The sequence below is a fragment of the Kibdelosporangium aridum genome (assembly GCF_900176515.1).
Taxonomy (GTDB): domain Bacteria; phylum Actinomycetota; class Actinomycetes; order Mycobacteriales; family Pseudonocardiaceae; genus Kibdelosporangium; species Kibdelosporangium aridum.
In genome coordinates, this window is record NZ_FWXV01000002.1 from 1,475,175 (window position 1) to 1,496,524 (window position 21,350).

Annotated in this window: 23 protein-coding genes; 12 read left to right on the plus strand and 11 right to left on the minus strand. The window is 65.5% G+C overall.

Features of this window, described 5'->3' with window-relative positions:
• The first annotated feature begins 17 nt into the window (after positions 1-17).
• Positions 18-1,361 carry a carboxylesterase/lipase family protein gene (locus B9C43_RS16525; protein WP_143446360.1) on the plus strand — a complete coding sequence of 448 codons (1,344 nt, stop codon included), beginning with the start codon at positions 18-20 and terminating at the stop codon, positions 1,359-1,361.
• Here the strand turns inward: B9C43_RS16525 and B9C43_RS16530 are convergent.
• A complete protein-coding gene (locus tag B9C43_RS16530) occupies positions 1,325-2,500 on the minus strand; it encodes a M14 family metallopeptidase (RefSeq protein ID WP_143446361.1) in 1,176 nt (391 codons plus the stop codon). The two genes, B9C43_RS16525 and B9C43_RS16530, sit on opposite strands and share 37 nt — an antisense overlap.
• Positions 2,501-2,538: 38 nt before the next feature.
• Between B9C43_RS16530 and B9C43_RS16535 the strand changes: the two genes are divergently transcribed.
• Entirely contained in the window at positions 2,539-3,111 is a 573-nt protein-coding gene (locus B9C43_RS16535) for a TetR/AcrR family transcriptional regulator (protein ID WP_084427334.1), read from the plus strand.
• On the opposite strand, the gene B9C43_RS16540 is transcribed toward B9C43_RS16535, so the two are convergent.
• The 7 genes from B9C43_RS16540 to B9C43_RS16570 form a co-directional block, all read right to left on the minus strand.
• Positions 3,070-4,341, minus strand: a complete 1,272-nt coding sequence (locus tag B9C43_RS16540; RefSeq protein ID WP_033381218.1) for an ABC transporter substrate-binding protein — start codon at positions 4,339-4,341, stop codon at positions 3,070-3,072. The genes B9C43_RS16535 and B9C43_RS16540 overlap by 42 nt on opposite strands.
• Before the next feature lie 12 nt (positions 4,342-4,353).
• On the minus strand, positions 4,354-5,445 hold the full coding sequence (locus tag B9C43_RS16545; RefSeq protein ID WP_084427336.1) for a branched-chain amino acid ABC transporter permease: 1,092 nt from the start codon (positions 5,443-5,445) through the stop codon (positions 4,354-4,356).
• Positions 5,445-6,341 (minus strand): branched-chain amino acid ABC transporter permease, encoded by an 897-nt coding sequence (locus B9C43_RS16550; protein ID WP_084427338.1) that lies wholly within the window; start codon positions 6,339-6,341, stop codon positions 5,445-5,447. Before B9C43_RS16550 ends, B9C43_RS16545 begins: the two co-directional genes overlap by 1 nt.
• A gap of 271 nt (positions 6,342-6,612) precedes the next feature.
• On the minus strand, positions 6,613-8,415 hold the full coding sequence (locus B9C43_RS16555) for an AMP-dependent synthetase/ligase (RefSeq protein ID WP_033381215.1): 1,803 nt from the start codon (positions 8,413-8,415) through the stop codon (positions 6,613-6,615).
• Positions 8,412-9,188, minus strand: coding sequence for an ABC transporter ATP-binding protein (locus B9C43_RS16560; protein WP_084427340.1), 777 nt, complete (start codon positions 9,186-9,188; stop codon positions 8,412-8,414). Before B9C43_RS16560 ends, B9C43_RS16555 begins: the two co-directional genes overlap by 4 nt.
• Positions 9,176-9,958 (minus strand): ABC transporter ATP-binding protein, encoded by a 783-nt coding sequence (locus B9C43_RS16565; RefSeq protein ID WP_033381213.1) that lies wholly within the window; start codon positions 9,956-9,958, stop codon positions 9,176-9,178. Before B9C43_RS16565 ends, B9C43_RS16560 begins: the two co-directional genes overlap by 13 nt.
• 130 nt (positions 9,959-10,088) lie before the next feature.
• On the minus strand, positions 10,089-11,243 hold the full coding sequence (locus B9C43_RS16570; RefSeq protein WP_084427342.1) for a cytochrome P450: 1,155 nt from the start codon (positions 11,241-11,243) through the stop codon (positions 10,089-10,091).
• Between the two features lie 61 nt (positions 11,244-11,304).
• Here B9C43_RS16570 and B9C43_RS16575 point away from each other — a divergent pair, with 61 nt between their 5' ends.
• From B9C43_RS16575 to B9C43_RS16610, 8 genes are all read left to right on the plus strand, one after another.
• Positions 11,305-12,033, plus strand: a complete 729-nt coding sequence (locus B9C43_RS16575) for a glycerophosphodiester phosphodiesterase family protein (RefSeq protein ID WP_235038646.1) — start codon at positions 11,305-11,307, stop codon at positions 12,031-12,033.
• A 9-nt stretch (positions 12,034-12,042) separates the two neighbouring features.
• Positions 12,043-12,996, plus strand: a complete 954-nt coding sequence (locus B9C43_RS16580) for a DUF5926 family protein (protein WP_084427346.1) — start codon at positions 12,043-12,045, stop codon at positions 12,994-12,996.
• A complete protein-coding gene (locus B9C43_RS16585) occupies positions 12,993-13,337 on the plus strand; it encodes a DUF952 domain-containing protein (protein WP_084427348.1) in 345 nt (114 codons plus the stop codon). Before B9C43_RS16580 ends, B9C43_RS16585 begins: the two co-directional genes overlap by 4 nt.
• A gap of 57 nt (positions 13,338-13,394) precedes the next feature.
• Positions 13,395-13,913 (plus strand): SigE family RNA polymerase sigma factor, encoded by a 519-nt coding sequence (locus tag B9C43_RS16590; protein ID WP_084428246.1) that lies wholly within the window; start codon positions 13,395-13,397, stop codon positions 13,911-13,913.
• Position 13,914: 1 nt separating this feature from the next.
• Complete coding sequence (locus tag B9C43_RS16595) at positions 13,915-14,703, plus strand: hypothetical protein (protein ID WP_051894997.1); 789 nt, start codon at positions 13,915-13,917, stop codon at positions 14,701-14,703.
• A gap of 125 nt (positions 14,704-14,828) precedes the next feature.
• Positions 14,829-15,119, plus strand: coding sequence for a hypothetical protein (locus B9C43_RS16600; RefSeq protein WP_084427350.1), 291 nt, complete (start codon positions 14,829-14,831; stop codon positions 15,117-15,119).
• Positions 15,120-15,121: 2 nt separating this feature from the next.
• Positions 15,122-16,066 carry a hypothetical protein gene (locus B9C43_RS16605; RefSeq protein WP_084427352.1) on the plus strand — a complete coding sequence of 315 codons (945 nt, stop codon included), beginning with the start codon at positions 15,122-15,124 and terminating at the stop codon, positions 16,064-16,066.
• Positions 16,063-16,644 carry a DUF3558 domain-containing protein gene (locus B9C43_RS16610; RefSeq protein ID WP_084427354.1) on the plus strand — a complete coding sequence of 194 codons (582 nt, stop codon included), beginning with the start codon at positions 16,063-16,065 and terminating at the stop codon, positions 16,642-16,644. The genes B9C43_RS16605 and B9C43_RS16610 overlap by 4 nt, the downstream gene beginning before the upstream one ends.
• A gap of 22 nt (positions 16,645-16,666) precedes the next feature.
• Here B9C43_RS16610 and B9C43_RS16615 read toward each other — a convergent pair whose 3' ends face one another.
• Both B9C43_RS16615 and B9C43_RS16620 read right to left on the minus strand, forming a co-directional pair.
• Entirely contained in the window at positions 16,667-17,197 is a 531-nt protein-coding gene (locus tag B9C43_RS16615) for a ferritin (RefSeq protein WP_033381207.1), read from the minus strand.
• A gap of 130 nt (positions 17,198-17,327) precedes the next feature.
• The gene (locus B9C43_RS16620) at positions 17,328-18,548 is read right to left on the minus strand and encodes an arginine deiminase (protein ID WP_051894996.1); all 1,221 of its coding nucleotides are present in this window, start codon (positions 18,546-18,548) and stop codon (positions 17,328-17,330) included.
• Between the two features lie 285 nt (positions 18,549-18,833).
• Between B9C43_RS16620 and B9C43_RS16625 the strand changes: the two genes are divergently transcribed.
• Positions 18,834-19,643 (plus strand): glutamate ABC transporter substrate-binding protein, encoded by an 810-nt coding sequence (locus tag B9C43_RS16625; RefSeq protein ID WP_084427356.1) that lies wholly within the window; start codon positions 18,834-18,836, stop codon positions 19,641-19,643.
• A gap of 9 nt (positions 19,644-19,652) precedes the next feature.
• Positions 19,653-20,543: an SDR family NAD(P)-dependent oxidoreductase gene (locus B9C43_RS16630; RefSeq protein WP_084427358.1), complete on the plus strand. Its 891-nt coding sequence runs from the start codon at positions 19,653-19,655 to the stop codon at positions 20,541-20,543.
• On the opposite strand, the gene B9C43_RS16635 is transcribed toward B9C43_RS16630, so the two are convergent.
• Positions 20,540-21,343, minus strand: a complete 804-nt coding sequence (locus B9C43_RS16635; protein WP_084427360.1) for a CPBP family intramembrane glutamic endopeptidase — start codon at positions 21,341-21,343, stop codon at positions 20,540-20,542. The genes B9C43_RS16630 and B9C43_RS16635 overlap by 4 nt on opposite strands.
• Between the last annotated feature and the right edge of the window lie 7 nt (positions 21,344-21,350).

The window sequence follows — 21,350 nt, forward strand, 5'->3', positions numbered from 1 at the left end:
TTCCCGAAGCTGTGCCAATGAAGATTCTGCTCGCGGTCGCGCTGGCGCTCGGCCCGGTTCCGGCAGCACAGGAGCCGATCAGTGTCCATCGCGGAATCCAGTACGCCACCGCTGCCCGGCAGCAACCACCACAGCTCGTGGACAACCTCACCCCGGGCCCTGTGAAAGTCTGCCCGCAGTTCCGGGACACCATTTCCGAGGAGTATCCCGACGACCAGCCCGTGTACCTGGACGAAGACTGCCTCCAGCTGAACGTCTGGGCACCGCGGACCGGCAAGCACCCGGTGATGGTGTTCTTCCACGGCGGCGCCGCCAGGTTCGGCACCGCGAACGAACCCCGTTACGACGGGACCCGTCTCGCCCGAAATGGAACGGTCGTCGTGACGGTGAACTACCGTCTCGGCCTGTTGGGCGCGGGAAACCTCTTCCTGCGTGACCAGATGGCCGCGCTGGAATGGGTGCAGAGGCACATCGAATCGTTCGGTGGCGATCCACGGAACGTCACCGCGTTCGGGGAGTCCGAAGGGGCGTTCGCGATCAGTGCCATGCTCGCCACCGGCAATCCACAACGGCTCTTCCGGCGGGTGATCCTGCAGAGCGGATCGGGTTACATGGTGCATGCTAGCGCTTCACCCCAGGTCGACCTGTCCGGGAAGACCACACTGGAAGTCCTGCAGCTGCAGGAAAGACTGGTCGGTGGCAACCCGCTGGCCGGAGCCGTCTACTTCGGACCGTATGTCGACGGTACGCTGGTGAAACGGCCGGTGGTCGACGCGATCAAAGCGGGCAACGCGCGTGGCATCGACATCCTGATCGGCACGAACCGGGACGAGATGAAGTACTTCGCCCAGTTCGACCCGGCCATCCTGCAACTCACACTGGACCAATACCGCGCGTTCTTCCCGCGTGAACTCAACCTCGACCAAGTCGCGCGGCCGTACCGTGATGAGCCGAATGTGGCATTGGCCATGCTGACCGACCAGACAATGCGCGTACCCGCGACACGGATGGCCGAAGCCCAACTCCGATGGGGCCGGGCGTACGTGTACCAATTCGACTGGGGCCCGGCGGTGCACACCGCGGAGCTGCCTTTCGTATTCGGCAGCATGAGTTTCACCGGTGTCCCCGGTGGACAACAGGCCTACGACACGAACCCAGGAGCAGCCAAGGCCATGTCGACAGAGATGCAGCGCGCCTGGACTTCCTTCGCCCGCACCGGAAACCCAGGCTGGCCGCAGTACTGGCCACGGCTGACGAAGGTCTGGGACACCCCGTCCCGCGTCGCGATCGCGCCAGAGGAAGCCCAGCGCGCCGCGTGGAACGACTACGACTTCGCGGCACTGAGTATCGCGCCGAGCTGAGCGTTGACCAACAGATCTGGCTGGATCGGTTGGGCCACAGAGCCTTCCTCAGCCATCCACGACTCGAACAACTCGGCGTAGGCTTTCCGCGCACTTCGGACGGCGGCTCGGTGGTTGCCAACGCCGAGTTCGCCGTCGAGGATCCGCAGCGCGGTCGTGCACGCGCGAAGCCGCAGCATGTGCGCGGTTTCCTGATGCCCGAACCGTTCCGCGACGGTCGCTTCGCCTTGCGGCCGGTGAGCTCGCAAGGCGCTCGCGAACCTCGCCGCGCCCGGCCGCAGATCCGCGTACGCCCTCAGGAACGGCGAATCCTGGACCACGAACTCGGCGATGGGCAGATCCGGCATCCGCTCGATGTCCTCGATCATGCGTGCCACTCTGGCGAGTACATCCGCGCGTTGCTCACCACAGCCCGAGGTGTCCGTGCTGCGTTCGTCCGACCACATCGGCACCTCGATGACCAGGCTGAACGTTCCGTATCGGCTCGCGTAGTGCACGCTGGACATCCCCGGCATGGCCGTGTTCACCGCTTCAAGGCTGGGGAAGAGGAACACGCCCGGCCGGATCCGCCGGGTGCCCGGTAATTCGGCTTCGCCTGTGTGCAAGGGAATTCCGGTCGGCAGGTTCGCCAACGTGTCGGCTAGGCCGGGCCGGTCCTCGCTCAGGTAGTAGAAAACGCCGCCGAGTTCGGCGTTGTGCAGTGAGCACAGCAGGTCCGGGCGGATTTCGTCGATCACGCTGCTGAGTGCACGGGTCTCCGGCAGGCCGTCCGGGAACGTCCACTCGACCTGTTCGTGTGCCGGGGGCCGGTAGAACCCGCGCAGGTAGCGCTCGCGGTCCAGCGGTCCGGCGTACCAGCTTTCGTTCAGCCGCGCGCCATCCGGGTCGACGCAGCCGATGAGGTGCCATGTGTAGCCGAAGTCGTTGTCTCGTACGACCTCCGCCAAACGCGGCACGGTCAGGAAGCCGATCGGCTCGTTGGGATGCGGACCGGCGAAGACCAGGGCATTGCGGGGTCCGTTGCCGACGCTGACCATCGTGATCGGTTCGCCGAGCCTGGACGTCCCGACCTCGCGTACGTCGCCGTACCTCGCCAGTTGGGCGGCCACCTCGTCTGGACCTGGGAAAACATACGTCACAGATAATGACGTTATCCGGATAATGCTATTATTTCAATGTGCCGAGCAGAGCCGAGACACAGGAGCGCAACCGCCGCGCGCTGATCGCTGCCGCGATCGACTTGATCGCCGCACAGGGGTATCGGGCCGCGACCGTCGAAGCGATCGCGGCCAAGGCCAATCTCACGACCGGGGCCGTCTACTCCGCGTTCGGCGGCAAACGGGAGCTGTTCTTGGCGGCTGTCGAGCACTGCAGATCAGAGCAAGCGCTTGACCTGACCGGCGACACCCCGGCCGCCGTGCTGTCCAGCTACGGCGCGGCCATGGCGGCCATCGGGTCCACATCGGACGCACGGAGGTTGTTCCGGTTCGAGCTGGAGCTCGCGCCGCTGATGCTGCATGATCCGGTGTTCGCGGAACGACTGGACGCCGATCCGATCATCGCCGCACTTGCCGAAGCACTCGGCGGCACAGCAGACGCCGAGCGCGTGGCCATGTCGGCCACCGCGCTCGCGCGTGGATTGCTGCAGCAGTGGTTGCTGCGCGACGCCGAGGTCGACGTCGCGCTGGTCACCACCGCGTGTGCGTCGCTAGCTGGTCTTCTTGAACTCGTAGGTCCTGGCGGCCTCTGACGAGACGTTGTACTTCACGGTCTTCAGGCCGAACGGCTTCGACGGGTCGACCGCGAACAGCGTGCTCGACCGCGGCGGGTTGCGGGTTTCGGCCGGTCCGTACTGGTAGTCGTCGGTCAGGCCGTCGAAGGACACCTTGCCGAGCTGGTTCATCGCGTTCAGGATCCCGTCGCGCGACAGGTTGCCCAGCTCGACCGCCTTCTCCAGGACAGCGGTCATCGCGCGGCCTTGGTTGTAGCCGAACGCGAGGTAGTAGTCCGGCTGCTGGCCGGGGCCGAACTGCGTGGTCCGGGCCACCAGGTCCTTCATGCCCGCGACTTTCTCGTCGCCCCACTCCGTGCCCTCGGCCACGATGATCGTGGTCTGCTGCAGGTACGGCGTGATCGGTGACTTCGACAGCGCTGCCGCGTAGGCGGGGGACTGGGCGTACCAGCGCGGCGTGAACCGTGCTTGTGCGGACGCGCCCCAGATCCTGCCCGCGTCGGTCGGGGTGGCGGTCAGGAACACCATCTGGCAGCCCGCACCGGACAACGCCTGGATCTGGCCGGTGAAGTTCTCCGTACCGGTCTTGTACCGCTGTGTGTTGGCGATGGTGAAGCCGTACTTCTCGGCGGCGTACTGCAGGCCTTGGTGCCCGGCCTCGCCGAACACGTCGTCCTGGATCATGTTGCAGATCTTGGAGTCCTTGGTGCCGCCGCCCTCGGTCATGTAGTAGTCGATGGCGTTGATCACCTGGATCTGGTACGGCCCGCCGACCGGCAGCAGGTTCGATTCACGCACCCACAGTGCGTCCAGCGACGCGGGCGCGGCCACCACCTTGTCCGTCTTCAGCTGCGGCAACACCGCCAAAGTCGGTGCGGTGCCGAGGATCTGGGTGAACGCGACCACGTTGCCCTTCACCTTGTTGTACTGCTGGACCGTCACGTCCGACTTGTACTGGGTGTCCTCCTGCACAAGCTCCACTTTGTACTTGCCTGCCACGCCGCCGCGCTGGTTCAGCGCGTCGAACCAGATCTTGTTGCCCGCGGTCAGCGGCAGCCCGATCACCGCGACCGGGCCGGAAAGCGGGGAAAGCACACCGAGTTTGATGGTGGTTCCGTCGAATCCAGTGGTCGACGGGGGCGCTCCGGCGGTGCCACCGGAGCCACCGCCACCCTGATCCCCGGCGCCTCCGCAGCCTGCCACGACAAGCATGGCGGCGGCCAACGCCAGTGTGATGCGTCGATGCATGGTGACGGCCTCCTAATACGAGAATGGCCAAGACTTGAAGTAAGCCTTGATCCGTAACCAGATGCCTGCGAGACCCCGTGGTTCGAGAACGAGGAAAAGCACTATCAGCACACCGAAAATGGCCTGGTTCAACGCGAACACGCTGATGAACCCCTCGCCGCCGACGCTGGTCTGCACGCCGGGAATGGCGTCGCCGAACCGGTCGATCAACGCCGGCAGCGCGCCGACGAAGATGGCGCCGAGAATCGAACCGAACACCGTGCCGAGCCCGCCGACGATGACGATCGCGATGTACTGGATGGACAACAACAGATTCCACTCGTCCGGGCTGACGAATTGTTGATATGACCCGAACAACGCACCGGCGACCGACGCGATCGCGCTGGAGACCACGAACGCCCCGATCTTGTACCGGCCCGCCCGTACGCCGATGACCTCGGCGGCCTGGTCCCGGTCGCGTACCGCTTGCAGCGCGCGGCCCGGCCTCGTCCGGACCAGGTTCTTGATCAGCAGTGCGACGATCGCGACCAGGGCCCACACCAGCCAGAAATACCCCTGATTGCGGGAATACACCTCACCGGCGAGTTCGATCCGGTTGAAGTCGATCGGCCCGAGGTTCACCTGCGCGTTGACCGACGTGCCGGAATTGCCACCGGTCAGGCCTCTCCAGTTGCGCCACAAGTGTTCCCCGAGGAAGACCAGCCCGAGCGTGACAATCGCGAGGTAATGCCCGCGCAGGCGCAGCGCGAACGGCCCGATCACCGCACCGAGCAGACCACCGGCCAAAGCGGCGACCGGAAGCCAGAGGAAAAGCGGGAGTTCACTGCCCGCCCAGCCGGTGACGTAAGCACCCGCGCCGATGAAGAACGCGTGACCGAGCGAGATCTGTCCACAGTAGCCGGTCAGCAGGTTGAGCCCGATCGCGCCGACGGCCGTGATGCCGACGTAGACCAGGACGCTGAGCCAGAAGTCGTCCTGGATCACCATCGGCAGCATGACGAGGGCGACGAGCATCGCGGCCAGGCCGGTCTTGGCCAACGGTGACCCGAACAAGCGCAGGTCCTGGCGATAGTCGCGGACGAGATTGCGGTGTGGCTTGGCCATCAGACTCGCCTCACGTCCTTCGTCCCGAGCAACCCATACGGCCGGATCAGCAGAATCACGATCATCAGCAGGTAGGGAACGATGATCGACACGTTGTCCCCGGCCCACGAGAACAGCTGGTCCTGATAACCACGGGTCAACGCCTCGGCGAGCCCGATCACCAACCCACCGAGCACAGCACCCGCGGGCGAGTCCATCCCGCCGACGATCATCGCGGGGAACGCGGCCAACGCGATGAACCCGATCGAGGGACTCAACCCGCCCGGCCCCGCCGCCATCGCGATGCCCGCCAACGCGGCCAGCGCAGCAGCGATCGCCCATGAGACGGCGTACACCTTCTTCGCGCTGATGCCTTGGGCCAACGCGGCTTCCGGGTCGAACGCGGTCACCCGCATCGCCAGACCGAGCGGCGAGTACTTGAAGAAGACGAAGAACCCGACGACGACGACCGCGGTGAGCCCGATCGTCCACAGGTCCTTCACCCCGAACACCAGCCCGCCGACCTCAACGGTGTTGATGTTCCACGGATTGCGCACCTGCAGGTTGTCGAACCCCCAGATGGCGGTGATCATCGGCTCGAGAATGAAGAGCAGGCCGATCGTGATCATGATGACCGCGAACGGCGGCTGCCCGACCATCCTGCGCAGCACGATTCTTTCGAACCCCGCTCCGACCAGGGCCGCGGCCAGGCACGCCAGCAGGATCGCGATCCCGAACGCGAGCAGAAGGTTGTTGGAGAACGTGTACCCGAGATACGCCCCGAGCGCGAGCAACCCGCCCTGGGCGAAGTTGATCACCCCGGTCGACTTGAAGATGACCACGAAGCCAAGCGCCACCAAGGCATAGGTGGATCCCAGCGCCAACCCCGCGAAGCAGTTCTGGAGAAAGGCAGTCATCGCCCCACCGCCCAGGTCACGCCCACGTTGTCCCGCGCGAAAGGACCGTTCGCAAATCCAGTTGTCCACAACCGACCGGTAACCCTTCTACCAGGCCTGACCCCCGATAGAATGGAATCGGGGACGCCCCCCGGGACGGGCGGGGGCTGCTCTGGCGAGGGCTGCTCGGGGGAGCGTTGCTCGGGCCGGGGTTGGCGGAGCAGTGGACTTTTCATCCGCGGGTTCGGGGTTCGATCTCCGCGGGGTCCGCCAACGACTGGGCTGACGGCGATCATTGGTACATCGCCTCGATCTCCGTCTGGAACCGGCGTTCGATCGCCTTGCGTTTGACCTTCTGCGTCGCGGTCAACTCACCGTCCTCGTGGTCGAGTTCCTTGCCGATCAGCACGAACCGTTTCACCTGTTCGACCTGCGAGAGTTCTTTGTTGGCCGCGCTCACGACGTTTCGGATCAGCGCGTACACCTCGGGTTTGTCCGACAGGTCGGCGTACGTCGTGTAAGCCAGGTCCCGGCGCGTCGCCCAGTTTCCGACGGTGTCGAGTTCGATGCCGATCAGTGCGGTCAGGTACTTGCGGCGGTCGCCGATCACCACGGCTTCGCGGATGAACGGCGAGACCTTGAGCAGGTTCTCGATTTCCGACGGTGAGACGTTCTTGCCGCCCGCGGTGATGATGATGTCCTTCTTGCGGTCGGTGATCGTCAGGAATCCGTCGTCGGACAGCTCCCCGACGTCTCCGGTGTGCAGCCAGCCGTCGGTGTCCACCGTTGCCGCAGTCGCTGCGGGATCGTTGAGGTACCCCTGGAAAACACCGGACGATCGGGTCAGGATCTCGCCGTCGGAGGCGATTTTCAGCTCAACGCCAGGCAGTGCGCGGCCGACGGTGCCCAGGCGGACATCGCCGGGCATCGTGAGTGTGCAGATCGCGGTGTTCTCGGTCTGCCCGTATCCCTCGAGAACCGGAATTCCGATTGCCCACAGGAACTCCAGTACCTGGGGTGCGATCGGCGCGGCGCCGGACAGCGGCACGCGCACGCGGGACATGCCGAGTTTGGAACGCAACGCGCGGAACACCAGCAGCTCGCACAAACCAAGCACTAGTTTGTCGCCGAGCCCTGTGCGGCCGGTCATCCGGCGCGGGGCGATCCGTTGGCCCTGCTTCAGGCAAGCCCGGTAGATCGCTCGCTTGAGCCAGGACGCGTCGCTCATCCTGATCTCGACCCCGGCCATCAGCTTTTCCCAGACCCGGGGCACGCCAAGGAAAACCGTCGGCTGGACGTCCCGAAGGTCCTGGGGGAACGCGTCGCCGCCCTCGCCGAAGTTCACCGTCGACCCGGACCACACCGCGTCGATCACCGAGATCAGCCGCTCGGCGACGTGGCACAACGGCAGGTAACTCAGCACCTCGTCGCGCATGCCCGCACCGAGCGCGGGGACGAATGTACGAGCCGAGGCGACCAGGTTGGCGTGCGAGATCAGAGCGCCTTTGGGCGGGCCGGTCGTTCCCGATGTGTAGACGAGGATCGCGGGTGACGACGGATCCAGCGAGGCGACTGACGACGCAAACGCTTCCGACGAGTCCTCGGCGGCCAGGAGGTCGGCGAACGTCAAAATCTTGTCGTGCCGCACACCGCGCGGATCGATCACCACGATGTGTTGCAACGCGGGCAGATCCGCGTGCACCGACAGCACTTTGTCGAGCTGTTCCTCGTCTTCGGTGATCAGCACCGAGACCGAAGCGTGCTCCAGCAGGTACGAGATCTCCGAAGCCGGCGAAGTCGGGTAGACCCCGACGGTCACCGCACCAAGTCCTTGAATGGCAAGGTCTGCGATCACCCACTCGGGCCGGTTCTCCGAGTGGATCGCCACTCGCGAACCGGGGCCGACACCCAGCGAGCGCAGACCGGCGGCAGTCCGCGCGACTTGGTCGGCGTACTCGGCCCACGTGGTTTCACGCCACCGACCCCAATGCTTGTGCCGTAAGGCGACATCCTTGGGATGCGTCGAAGCCAGCTCCAACAGGCGGGCAGGCAGAGTTGATATGTCGACATTGGACTGTTGCAGGGTCGTACTCATGCCGCACCACCCAGGTATGCCTCGATGACCTGCGGATCCTCCTGCACCTGCGCGGGCGAGCCGGACGCGATCACCACGCCGAAATCCAACGCGAGCACTTGCGTCGCCAGGTCCATCACCAGCCGCATGTCGTGCTCGACCAGGATCATCGTCAACGGCAGCTGCCTGCGTACCTCGGTCAGGTACCGCGCCATGTCCTCGGTCTCTTCGAGGTTCATGCCCGCCACCGGCTCGTCCAGCAACAGCAGCGTCGGCTCCATCGCCAGCGCACGGCCCAGCTCGGCGCGTTTCGCCACGCCATAAGGCAAAAGCCCGGCAGGCATCCGGCGGTACGACTCAAGCTCAAGCAGTTCGATGATCGACTCGACGGCCTCGCGGTGCGCCACTTCCTCGCGTTTGGCCCGCCCCCACCAGAGCATCCCGGACAGCATCCCGGTCTTCATCAGGTGATGACGGCCCAGCATCAGGTTGTCGATCAGGCTCAGGTGCTCGAACAGCCCCAGGTTCTGAAACGTCCGCGCCACCCCGAGCGAGGCGATCGCGGCAGGCGACTTGCCGGTCAGCGGCGTCCCGTCGAGCGTGATCGTGCCCTGCTGCGGCCGGTAGACACCGTTGAGGCAGTTGAAGATCGACGTCTTTCCCGCGCCGTTCGGCCCGATGATCGCGTAGAGCTCACCCGCGCCGACGTCGAAGCTCACCCCGTCCAGCGCGGTCACCCCGCCGAACCGCAACACCAGGTCCCGTACTTCGAGCAAGGGAGTCAGGCGCTCCAACGCTTCCTCCTGCGGTAGCTCTTGATGTCGGCGAACGACCGTCGCTCGCCCGACCCCAGGTAGAACTCGCGGATGTCCTCGTCAGCAAGCAGGTCAGCGGCCGGCCCGTCCTTGACGACCTTGCCGCTCTCCAGCACGTAGCCGGAGTTCGCGATCGCCAGCGCCATCACCGCGTTCTGCTCGATCAGCAGCACGCTCGTGCCCTGCTGGTTGATCTGCACGATGATGTCCCGCACCTGCTCGACCAGCCGGGGCGCCAAACCCAACGAGGGTTCGTCCAGCAGGAGCAACCGTGGTGAGGCCATCAGGGCACGGCCGATCGCGAGCATCTGCTGTTCGCCGCCGGAGAGGTACCCGGCGATGGATTTCCGGCGATTGGCCAATACCGGGAACAGGTCCAGTACTCGGGCGTACGACTCCTTGACCTCGGTACGCGATCGCCGCGTGTACGCACCGGCCCGGAGGTTCTCGTCCACCGTGATCTCGGCGAACACCCGGCGGCCTTCGAGTACCTGCGCGATGCCCTTGCGGACGATCTTCGCCGGGTCGGCGCCGGTGATGTCGTCGCCGTCCAGCCGGACTGTGCCCTTGGTGATCTTGCCTCGGTGCGGTCCGAGCAGGCCGGTGACCGCGCGGAGCAACGTCGTCTTGCCCGCGCCGTTCGCGCCGAGAACCGCCACGATCGACCCGGCGGGGACGTCGAGGCTCAGACCACGAAGGACCAGTACAACGTCGTCGTAGACAACTTCCAGGTTGCTGACCGACAGCATCCGCGCCCTTCCTGTGCGACGGTGCAAACCGGGCGTAGTGATCTAGATCACGACATATCGGAAGGTAGCTCCGTGTCTCTCGGCCGAGCAAGCGCCAGGCCGAACCGTAACCTGACGCATCGGTAGGTAGCTAACCGATCACGGGGAGCGTGCGCAATCCCCTGATCACGAACTCCGGACGGCGTTCCGGCTCGCCGTCGAGCTGAAGATCCGGCATCCGCGTCGTCAACGCTTTCAGCGCGGCCATGATCTCCACGCGGGCGAGCGGCGCGCCGACGCAGTAGTGGATCCCGGCGCCGAAACCCAGGTGCGGGTTGGGGTTGCGGGCGATGTCCAGCGTGTCCGGCTGGTCGAAAACCTGCGGGTCACGGGCGGCGGCGCCAAGCAGGGCGGCGATTTTCTCGCCGGGTTCGAGGGTGTGACCTGCGATCGAGACTTCCTCGGTCGCGGTGCGCTCGAACATCTGCAGCGGCGCGTCGTAACGGATGAGCTCCTCCACGGCCGTTGGCAGCAACGAAGGATCGTCAATCAGCCGCTGCCATTGAGCCCGGTTGCGCATCAGCGCGACCACACCGTTGCCGATCACGTTCACGGTCGCCTCGTGGCCCGCCATCAGGAACAGCACGGCCGTCGCGACCAGCTCGTCCTGGTCCAGCTTCTCGCCGTCATGCGCCGCGACCAGGTCGTTGATCAGGCTTTCCGGCGCCGGGTCCTTGGCGAGTTCTCGCAAGTAGGCCACGAACTCGCTCGCGGCCTCCTCGGCTTTGCGCCGGGACTCCTCAGGCAGGCCGTACTCGTACATCTTCACGATCGCGTTCGACCACGGAACCAGCTTCGGCCGGTCGGCCTTGGGCACCCCGAGCAGCTCGGCGATCACCTCGACCGGCAGCGGCGCGGCCAGCTGCTCCAGCAGGTCACCGCCGCCTTTCAGCTCGTCGACCAGGTGCCCGGCCAGCTCGTCGACCCACGGGCGCAGCCGTTCGGTGTGCCCGCGGCCGAATGCGGCCGATACAAGTCGCCGCAACCTGGTGTGCGTCGGCGGCTCGTTCTCCAGCAAGGAGTTGCGGTGCAACAGGTTGAACGACGTGAACTGCTCGACCGGGGTGGCGTCCCGCCAGATCCGGCCGAGCCCCCGGTTGCGCAGCACCTCGGAGCTCGCGGCATGCGACACCGCGACCGCCATCCCAAGATCAGGATGTACGTGGACCTGGGCTTGGTCACGCAAGGCTGCGAATGTCGGGTACGGGTCGGCGACGAAATCGGGGTCCCGAGGGTCAAACGGCATGTCAGCAACCGTATGTCCGCAGTTCACACGGTTGCTAGGTCACCCGTGCGACGATCACGGCGTGTTGCCAGAAGTCGTCGCACACCGTGGTGCCTCCGCTGACCTGGCCGAGCACACGCTCGCCGCGTACGAACTCGCACTGCAACAGCAGGCCACGGGGTTGGAATGCGACGTCCGGCTGACCAAGGACGGCGAGCTCGTCTGCGTGCACGACCGCCGCGTCGACCGGACGTCGTCAGGCCGTGGCGTCGTGAGCACCATGACCATCGCCCAGCTCGACGAGCTGAGCTGGGGTGACTCGCAACCTGGTGTCCTGCGGCTGGACACGTTGCTGGAGATGCGTCCACCCGGCGTGCGGCTGTTCGTCGAGACCAAGCACCCGGTCCGCTACGGCGGGCTCGTCGAAGCCAAGCTGGTCGCGCTGCTGGCCAGACACGGCCTGGCCAGACCGGCCAGCAAGGACGAGTCACCGGTCGTGGTGATGTCGTTCTCCGCGCAGGCGATCCGCCGAGTCCAGCGGCACGCGCCGCAACTGCCGACCGTGATGCTCATCGGGACCCGCATGGTGCCTCGGATCGGCGATTACGTGGGACCGTCGATCGAGCGGTTACGAGCCGATCCCGGGTTCATCGACCGTGCGGGGCGGCCGGTGTACTGCTGGACGGTGGACGAGTCGGCGGACGTCAGGCTTTGCCGGGAGTTGGGCGTGCGGTTCATCGCGACCAACAAGCCCGCCGCGACCTTGGAAGTTCTGCGCGGTACCGTCCCGGAGTCCGAACCGTCGAGATAGGGAGTTGTTGTGGGCAAGGGCGCCGGGGCGAAGCAGGCCAGAAGAGCACGGCGTTCGGCAGCCGGCGACGCGGGGATCAACCCGCGCCAGGCGTGCCCGTGCGGCTCAGGCAAGCGCTACAAGGCGTGCCACGGCGCGCCGGGCGGAGTCACCGAGGTCGCCGTCGCACGGCCGTTCGAGGGCCTTGCCGGTGAGTGCGAGCTGGTCGCGCTGCGTGAGTTCGTGCCGTCGGCCACCGTGCAGCTGAAGCTCGCGTCAGACCCGAAGCGTCCGGTCACGTTGGGCACCGTGCTGCCGCTGGCGTCCGCGGGCCTGGTCCGTGGCGACGGCGACGAGGCCGCGTTCATCGGGCTGCAGGTGCAGACCCGGTCGCTGGACATCAGCCGGGACATCGCCAGGGCGATCCTGTGGACACAGGACGCGAACCCGGGCGACGTGCTGAGCGTGGTCAGCCAGGACGACGAGCACACCGAGCGGCTGCAGGACATCCTCGACGTGGACGCGCCGTTCGAGCCGGAGATCCACGACAACTTCAACTGGTGGCTCGCGCCGGACGCCGAACCGACCGGTGACGTCGCGCTGTCGCTTGAGCGCGCCAACGAGGCGATCATGCCTACCAAGCGGGTCGGCGACGCCGCGTACTGGACGCTCGCGGGTGACAAGGCGTACCTGCGTTGGGTCCGCCCGGAGCCGGAGGAAGAGCTGATGGCCGCACTGGCCCGGCTCAGCGCCGCAGGCGGCCTCACCCTCGGCGAGGGCTCGAAGTACGCCGGCTCGTTCCGTGCCCACGGCCTGTTGGTGCCGGTGTGGGACCTGGACAACGAGATGCACGCGCGCGAGTGGGAGCAGCCGGTCGCCGAACTCGGTGCGCGGCTGACAGAAGCTCTCGTGGACAAGCCGCTGACCAGCGAAGAGCGTCGCGCCCGGGACGGGCTGATCGGCCGGCAGGTCACGATCCGGTGATCCTGCACATGTGTGGCCGGGACGAATGGCCACCGCAAGACGTGTACCGGCCGGAGTCGCTGCACGTCGAAGGCTTTGTGCACTGCTCGGATTTCGGCACCGTGCACCTGCCGGCGAACCTGCTGTTCAGCGGGCGGACGGATCTGGTGCTGCTGGTGATCGACCCGGCTCGGCTGGACGCTCCAGTGAGGTGGGAGCGTCCAGTCGTCGGACCGCCTGACGGACCGTGGTTCCCGCACGTGTACGGCCCGATCAACAAAGACGCGGTGGTCGACGTCGTCGACTTCCCGCCAGGCCCGGACGGGATTTTCGCGCTACCCGCGGCGCTGGCGAACCCGTGATGGAACTCGAGGCAACCCCTGCACAGCCTTGGGCGTGTCCTGCGTGTGACGGTGGGAATGCTCAACCCCGAACTGGGGGAGAGCTACGCCGTGGATGACTTCGGCGAGTTCGTCCGGGCTGCCCTGCCCGGGCTGCTCCGCTACGGCCACGCGCTCACCGGCAATCCACATGACGCGGCTGACTTGGTGCAGACCGTGCTGGAGAAGATCGGTTCGAGGTGGGCGCGTGTCGTCAAGAACACCGGAGACCCGCTCGCCTACACCCGCCGCGCCATGGCGAACACGCACATCAGCAAGTGGCGCCGGACGCGGAAGGAAAACCTTGTCGCCGATCTGCCTGACATCGCGGCGGTGGCGGCGCGGGATCCTTTTGACAACGAGCCCCTCTGGCAGGCACTGCGTGCACTGCCGCCAAGGCAACGTGCGGTAATAGTGCTGCGCTACTACGAAGGTCTCTCGGAGGCGGAGATCGCCACAACCCTCGGAGTGAGCGCGGGGACGGTGAAGAGCCAGGCGAGCAAGGCGATGGCGACCTTGCGGACACGCCTGCAGGCGACGGAAGAAGGGAGGTGTTGAGATGGATCTGGAAGACGAGCTGAACCGCTTGTTCAAAGACGAGCGACTGGACATGCGCGTCGCACCCGACGCCGAGACACATGTTGTCGCGGGGGCCAAGCGGGTAAAGCGCCGTCGCGTCGCGATGATGTCCGCGGCCGGCGTACTCAGCGCGGCAGTGCTCGCAGGCGGTGCCTTCGTCCTGGCCCAACCAAGCCCGCAGTCGAGCCAGATAGCCAACCAACCCACCGATCTTCCAGTCGACAACCCGTCGTCGCCATCGGAGGCACCTCCGTCGTCGGCGACAACGGAACAGTCCACCCTGCCCGCCGCACCCCCGAACACAAGCAGGCCGGTCGAACCAGCCCCGGGAACTGTCCGTAACCCACCGAAGACGACTTCGACCACCGTGCCGCCAATCGCCCCCGCGGCAACCTTGGGACCAAACGGTTTCGGAAACATGCGCCTCGGCATGACCGAGGAAGAACTCCTCGCCACCGGCCAGGTGCAAGGAACCCAGAAACCACCAACAACCGGCTGCACGTCGTACACGACGAAAACGGCGGGCGGAACCGTCTGGGTATCACCGGACAGCGGGGTAGTCGCCTTCGTTTTCCGATCCGGTGTCGCCACACCGGAACGAGTCGGAATCGGCTCGACACTGGAAGCGGTGAAGGCCACTTACCCCGACTTCAGCGGCAACTCGGCCAAGGTGCCCGGAAACGCGTCGGCGAAATACCAATTCTCGATCACAGGCGGCAAAGTCTCCGGCCTCAACCTGCTCGCCGCCCAACAGGACTGCGTCAGTTAGCCGATTCGGCGCTATCCGGGCACTCTCCCAACCTCGTAACGTGCTGACTCGGTTGCGGAACGTATCGACGTGCGCACGCGTCGAAGTTTCGCGACCAGCAGTTCACCCAGGGGAGAGGGGAACTCATGTCCAACGAGGGCTTCAAGATCGACCTCGACGAGGCCGAAATCACCGCCAGCAGGACATTGCCCAGGGCGGTCGAGCACCTGCGCCAGCCAGTGCAAACCTTGATGGCAAACGAAAGCCTCAAAGGAACCGGCAGTTTCGACGCGGCCGACCGGCTGGAACCGGCATATCACCACTGGGGTGACATGCACGCTCGGCGCCTGCGACTCGCTTGCGATGTCCTGGAAGCCAACGCCGCCGCGTTGCGCGAGATCATCAAACTGTACCGGCGCGCCGACGGGCGGCTATAGCCATGGGCGCCTGGAGATCCGACCAAACAATCGAGCAGATAACCGATCACCTGCAGGCGACATTCGTCTGGCTGAAGGACGACGAGTGGTTCAGTTCCGGCTATCCACGCGAGCACGTCGAGCGCGTCGATGTCGACATGAAGATCGTCCTGAGCCTTGACCCGCAGAAACTCGAGGACGAGTACGACCGGCTGAACGAGGTCGCGATGGCCGTTGGCTACAACTACCCGGCCATTACCGATATCAGGGCGAGCGTGCGGAATCTGGCTGATTGGAAGGGCCGTGGCGCCGATGCGTTCAAGGCCCAGATCGAGATGATGGAGCTCTTCTGCGAGGAGCAGCAGACCATGTTGCTCCAAGGGATGCAGTGTCTGGCAGCGGCTTATGCGGCCGCTGTGGAGACCCGGGACGTTTACTACAACCTGGTGATGGCCACTGAAGCGGCCGCCCGCAACGCGAAGGACAAAGCCAGGAAAGAGGACACCAAGTTCGCGTGGGCGGCGGTGTTCGATGTTGCCGATGGTGTGCTGTCTGCTGGTTCAGGTGGGCTGCTGGGAACGTCGATCGGGGTCGTCGTCCAGGTCGCGAAGGACTACACGCAACGAGTCATCGAAGGCGACGATTCCGATCAGGTGATGGAGAACTATCGGCGCCAGGCGGACGAACTGTTCCAGTCATTGGGGCACTCCCTCAACAAGATCACCAGTACCCTGACCGATCAGTCGGTTCGTGCTGAGAAGCCCAGCCCAATGCATGCACCGTTGCCCGCTATGTGCGACGTCAAGGGCGCCGCGTTCAGCTACGAGTACTTCTACAACGATCTGCTGCGCAGCGGGCCAGTCGTTGGAATCGTGGCTGATGAACACCGGAAATACATTGAGGAGAAGCGGGCTGAAGCCGAACGCGAGAGCAAGATCAGCCGACGACTCGGCGGGAGAGCGGTGTGAAACTTCTACCGAACGGGCTTCTGCTGGGGATCGCGGCGTTGTTCCTGCTTGCGGGGTGTTCCGGGGCACCGCCCGAGAAGCCGCCGGATTCCCCACCCGCTACTTCCATTCCCGCACCAACGCCTCGTGGGCTTCCCACCAGCCCGCCGCCGATTCCTCTCCCATTGGATGCGAGCAGGTACCGCGACAGGCCGTGCGATCTGTTCACCGACGAACAAGTGCAAGCTCTCGGCTATCCGCCGATCAAGCGTCCCGGTGTGCTGCCCGGGCAGTCCTATTGCGCGCGGCACGATGAGTCGAACCTGGATCTCCACTTCTCCATCTGGTACCGGCACGACGGCACCGATCGGTTCGCGAAGGTCCATCGCCGCGAGGAAGAGTGGCTCGCTGACGACGCGGCCCCGATTGCAGTCGCTGGGCAACCGGCAGCCAAGCTGCCGGGCACGCGGATGTGCAAAGTCCTCATTGGACTGTCCGCTACCGAGAGCATCGAAGTCGTCTTCGGTGACCCGAAAGTGGATTTTTGTGACCGGGCCGTCCGCATCGCTGAGACCGTTGTCCGCAACGTGCGGGGGTGACCCGGTCACCTGAGGGGCCTGCTTACAGCGAGCCGCCTGCTGCGCGGGGTGCGCCGGAGTCGCTGCCGCTGTCGCCGACCGATTCGCGGGCCATGAAGGTCTCCACGTCGAACAGGTTGCCGTTGCTGCGCTTGACGACGTTGAGCAGCGTCGACATCTGCGCGACCTCTTCCACCTGCTCCTTGAGGAACCACTGCATGAACTGCTCGCCCTTGTAGTCGTCCTCGTCGCGGGCGGCCTTGGCCAGGCCGATCACCTCGTCGGTGACCTGCCGTTCCTGGTTGAGGGCCAGCTCGATCAGCTCGGCCGCCTCGGCGAAGTCGTTGCGCACCTCGTCGATGCCGGGGATGGCCACCTTGATGTCGTTGTCCAGCAGGTACTGCACGATCATCATCGCGTGGTTACGCTCTTCCAGCGCCTGGTGGTAGAAGTGCTTGGCCAGCTGCGGGAGGTCCTGGTCGTCGAACCACACCGCCACCGCGATGTACTGCTGGGAAGCCGTGAACTCGTTGCGGATCTGCTGCTGCAGCAGCTGATGGAACTTGCTGGTCATATTTCCACGGTAACGCCATCACCCATTAGAGGCAAAATAATGTGGCGAAAACCAACCGATTGTGCCGCTTTTAGGAAAGCCTAACTGAAAATAAGGATGCCCTATTTCAGGTTAGGCATTCCTAAATTCTCTACAGCGAGTCGCGGTTGATCGGGCACGACATGCAGCGTGGCCCGCCCCGCCCCGAGCCCAGCTCAGAGCCGCTGATGGCGAGGACCTCGATGCCGGCCTCCTCTAGTCTCGCATTGGTTTCCACGTTCCGCTCGTACGCCACGACAACGCCCGGAGCGAGCGCCAAGGTGTTGTTGCCGTCGTCCCATTGCTCGCGCTCGGCGGTGACGGAGTCCAAGCCGGTGTCAATGACGCGAAGTCGGTCGATTCCCATTGCCTCGGCGGCGGCCGACAAGAAAGGCACGGGGCCGGATGCGACAACTCCGCCGGAACCGTCGGACTGCATGGGATACGCGACCAACGTGTCCCGTACGGCTGGGTACATCACGACCGCGTCCCGGTCGACCATCGTGCACACGGTGTCGAGGTGCATGGTCGCGCGGTCCTGCGCGATCGGTACGGCGAGCACGGTGTGCGCGAGGCCGTCGTTGAAAGCGGACCGTGCAAGGGACTCCGCACCCGCGGGCGTCGTGCGCTCGCCGACGCCGATGGCGAGAACGCCGGGCGCGAGCAGCAGAACGTCGCCGCCCTCAACCGGGGCCGAGTGCGCGCCATAAGCACGCCCGGACAACCGGAAGCGCGGGTGGTACGCGTAAACCAGGTCCAGCACAGAGGTTTCCCGCACGCGCGCGGGCATCGCGAGCGAGGCGATGGCGACGCGGTCACCGATCCACACCGACGAGTCACGGCTGAACAGCAGGTTCGGCAGCGGGTCGATGGCGAAGTCATGCGGCGAATGCATCCGCCGGACCAGCGAAGCGCCCTCGGCGACAGGCAGTTCCTCGAAGGTCATCCCCGCGGTGAGCACGTGCGCGAGGGTCTTGGCGTCCACACTGGACAGATGTGACCGCAGCGAGTCCGCGAGCTCGTATCCCAGACGGCGTTCGTCGACGGCGGTCAGCACACCAGTCGTACGGGCCCGGCTGTCCTCCAGCGCCTTGCCCAGGACGTCCGCCAGCAACATCACCTCGACGCCACGGCCGGCGAGAACTTCCGCGAAAGCGTCGTGCTCCTCCTGCGCGCGGTCCACCCAAGGGATACCGTCGAAGAGCAGCTTGTCGTTGTTGCGCGGGGTGAGCCGCTTGAGCTCGGCGCCTGGCCGGTGCAGTAGCACCGAACGAAGCGTGCCTACCTCACTGTCAACGCGGGGCTGTGCCTGGACTCGCACCTCTGTGGTCACGAGAACTCAGCTTAGCGGCTGGATATGTAAATCGTCGTGCTCAGGCGGCATTTCTGATCGAAACATGCGATGAAGGAGGCTTGAAACAGCGAATCGTTTCGTCAAATGAGCGGTTCGAGCGTCGTTCGTTGTGTCGGGATGATGTCAACCCGTTCGACGCAATCGGTCCGGGCAGGAACCGGGGCGATCGCCTCGCTCGTTGCCGAGTTCGGAAGGCGCGCGGGGGGCGGCGCAGCGGGCCGGTATGGTCCCGTCGGAGTTCAGCGAAGTCGGGGAGCTGAGTCCATGCGTGGTGCCGTGCTGTATGCGGCGACAGCGGCGATAGGGCTGCTGATGACCGCGGGATGCGGCGGTGGTGACGAGCCGCCCGCAGGCCCGAAACTCACCGTCGGTATCCGGTTCGACCAGCCGGGCCTGGGGATGCGAGCGCCAGACGGCGGCTACACCGGGTTCGATGTCGACGTGGCCGAGTATGTGGCCGAGCGCTTGGGCACGGACAAACGCAACATCACGTACGTCGAGGCGCGTCCCGCCGACCGGGAGGCGATGCTCGAGCAGCGGAAAGCCGACATGGTCGTGGCCACGTACTCGATCACCGAGACCCGCAGGCAGCGCGTCGACTTCGCCGGGCCTTACTTCGTGGCCGGGCAGAGTCTGTTGGTGCGCAAGACCAATTCGGACATCGACGGCCCAGAGTCGTTGAACGACAGCGACTGGCGGCTGTGCTCGGTGACCGGTTCCACGCCCGCGCAACAGGTCCAGGCGACGTACGCGCACAGCGTCACCCTTGATCAACGCAGCTCCTACCGCGAATGCGTCGAAGCTGTGCTCAACGGCGAGGTCGATGCCGTCACCACCGACGACGTGATCCTCGCCGGTTACGCGGCGCAGCAGCCGGACAAGCTGAAGGTCGTCGGCAAGCCGTTTTCCACCGAGCACTACGGCATCGGCCTGCGAAAGGGCGACAACCGCCGCGCCAAGGTGACCGAGGCCTTGCGGGCCATGCTCGCGGACGGCAGCTGGGACCGGTTTGTCCGCGACAACCTGGGTGGCTACCAAGTCTCGAGCCGACCGGAGATTGTGGACAGTCCGTAATCTCGTGTTATGGGCATTCTCGACGGCAAAGTCGTCATCGTCACGGGTGCGGGCAGGGGCATCGGTCGCGCGGAAGCGCTCGAATGCGCTCGCCAAGGCGCCTCGGTCGTACTGGCCGAATTCGATCCATCCCCGGCCTACGACGTGGCTGACGAGATCATCACCGCAGGTGGACGGGCGATCGTCGCGTCCGGCGACGTGGCGGACACCGATTTCGTGGACCGCACGGTCGCGTCAACGGTCGAGGAGTTCGGGCGCCTCGACGCGTTGGTGAACAACGCGGGCATCCTGCGGACCAGCGAACTGGCTGACATGTCCGACGACGAGTGGGACTCGGTGATCCGCGTACACCTGCGTGGGCATTTCGTCCCGACACGCGCGGTATGCCGTTACTGGCGTGCCAGCGGGCGACCGGGCCGGATCGTGCACACGACCTCGATCGCCGGTCTGTACGGGTTCTCCGGCCAGACGAACTACGGCAGTGCCAAAGCTGGAATCGCCGCGTTCACCGCGATTGTGGCGTCTGAGATGGAGCAGTTCGGTGTCACGTCGAACGCGATCGCCCCGATGGCGTTGACCAGGATGACCACCGACGTCGTCGACGACGAGCACCGCGGTCGCGACGGCGAGTTCGTGTTCCTGGACGCCGGCAATGTCGCGCCGATGGTGGCGTACCTGTGCTCCGCGGACTCCGGGCACATCAGTGGCAAGGTGTTCGGCGTGCAGGGCGACAGCATCGAGATCTTCCAGCCGTTCACCTCGGTCGCCGAGATCAAGGCGGGCGGCAGGCGCTGGGATCCGGCCGAACTTGGCGACCGGGTCGGCGAGCTGTTCGAGGCGTCCGGCATCCCGGCCGGTGCCGAGAACGGCATGACGAAGATGCGCTACGGACCGTCCTAAGGCAGCCAGGAAACCCCGCGGAGCAGCGAATAGCCCACGAAGGCGACCACGTCCAGCAGCGTGTGCGCGATGACCATCGGCCAGAGCCGGTTGGTCTTCTGCCAGATCCGGCCGAACACCAGGCCCATCACGAGGTTGCCGACGAACCCGCCGAACCCCTGGTAGAGGTGGTACGAGCCACGCAGCACGGACGAGAACAGCAGCGACTTGTTCTCGCCGAACCCGAGTTGGCGCAGCCTGGTGATCAGATAGCCGATCACCAGGACCTCCTCGGCCCATGCGTTGCCCGCAGCGGAAATCGTCAGTGCGATCGGGCGCCACCACGTGTCGGTCAGCGCGCTCGGCACCACCTCGAGGCTGGCGCCGACGGCGTACGCGACCAGGTAAAGCCCGAGGCCAGGGATCCCGATCAGCGCGGCGAGCCCGACGCCACGCAGCACGTCACCGCCGATGAACCGACGGTCCAGCCCGACATCGGCGAGCCTGCTTCCCGCGCGCCACAACAGGTACAGCCCCAGCGCGCCCCACGCGAACAGCTGCCCCGCGCTGAGCAACTGCTTGAGCAGGTCCAGCAGGTCGAGGGTGGCCTGCGGGACGTTCAACGCCACGCTCTGGTTGGCCAGCGGTTCCGGGCGCAGCAGCGAGTCGATCAAGCTGACCAACGACCGCAGACCGGACATGCCGAGCGTCACCGAGAACACGATGATCAACTCGATTCCGATCGCGCGGCGCTCGGCCGGATCGGTCACGATCGGTTGATCCCGGTGGGGCGCCAGCCAGGCACGGAGTCGATTCGCCACGTCCGCA

What these genes read in the sequence shown, in the direction of transcription:
- B9C43_RS16525 (WP_143446360.1), top strand. Translation starts at nt 18, where the DNA reads ATGAAGATTCTGCTCGCGGTCGCGCTGGCGCTCGGCCCGGTTCCGGCA.
- B9C43_RS16540 (WP_033381218.1), bottom strand. Translation starts at nt 4,341, where the DNA reads ATGCATCGACGCATCACACTGGCGTTGGCCGCCGCCATGCTTGTCGTG.
- B9C43_RS16545 (WP_084427336.1), bottom strand. Translation starts at nt 5,445, where the DNA reads ATGGCCAAGCCACACCGCAATCTCGTCCGCGACTATCGCCAGGACCTG.
- B9C43_RS16550 (WP_084427338.1), bottom strand. Translation starts at nt 6,341, where the DNA reads ATGACTGCCTTTCTCCAGAACTGCTTCGCGGGGTTGGCGCTGGGATCC.
- B9C43_RS16555 (WP_033381215.1), bottom strand. Translation starts at nt 8,415, where the DNA reads ATGAGTACGACCCTGCAACAGTCCAATGTCGACATATCAACTCTGCCT.
- B9C43_RS16565 (WP_033381213.1), bottom strand. Translation starts at nt 9,958, where the DNA reads ATGCTGTCGGTCAGCAACCTGGAAGTTGTCTACGACGACGTTGTACTG.
- B9C43_RS16570 (WP_084427342.1), bottom strand. Translation starts at nt 11,243, where the DNA reads ATGCCGTTTGACCCTCGGGACCCCGATTTCGTCGCCGACCCGTACCCG.
- B9C43_RS16590 (WP_084428246.1), top strand. Translation starts at nt 13,395, where the DNA reads ATGCTCAACCCCGAACTGGGGGAGAGCTACGCCGTGGATGACTTCGGC.
- B9C43_RS16595 (WP_051894997.1), top strand. Translation starts at nt 13,915, where the DNA reads ATGGATCTGGAAGACGAGCTGAACCGCTTGTTCAAAGACGAGCGACTG.
- B9C43_RS16600 (WP_084427350.1), top strand. Translation starts at nt 14,829, where the DNA reads ATGTCCAACGAGGGCTTCAAGATCGACCTCGACGAGGCCGAAATCACC.
- B9C43_RS16605 (WP_084427352.1), top strand. Translation starts at nt 15,122, where the DNA reads ATGGGCGCCTGGAGATCCGACCAAACAATCGAGCAGATAACCGATCAC.
- B9C43_RS16615 (WP_033381207.1), bottom strand. Translation starts at nt 17,197, where the DNA reads ATGACCAGCAAGTTCCATCAGCTGCTGCAGCAGCAGATCCGCAACGAG.
- B9C43_RS16625 (WP_084427356.1), top strand. Translation starts at nt 18,834, where the DNA reads ATGCGTGGTGCCGTGCTGTATGCGGCGACAGCGGCGATAGGGCTGCTG.
- B9C43_RS16630 (WP_084427358.1), top strand. Translation starts at nt 19,653, where the DNA reads ATGGGCATTCTCGACGGCAAAGTCGTCATCGTCACGGGTGCGGGCAGG.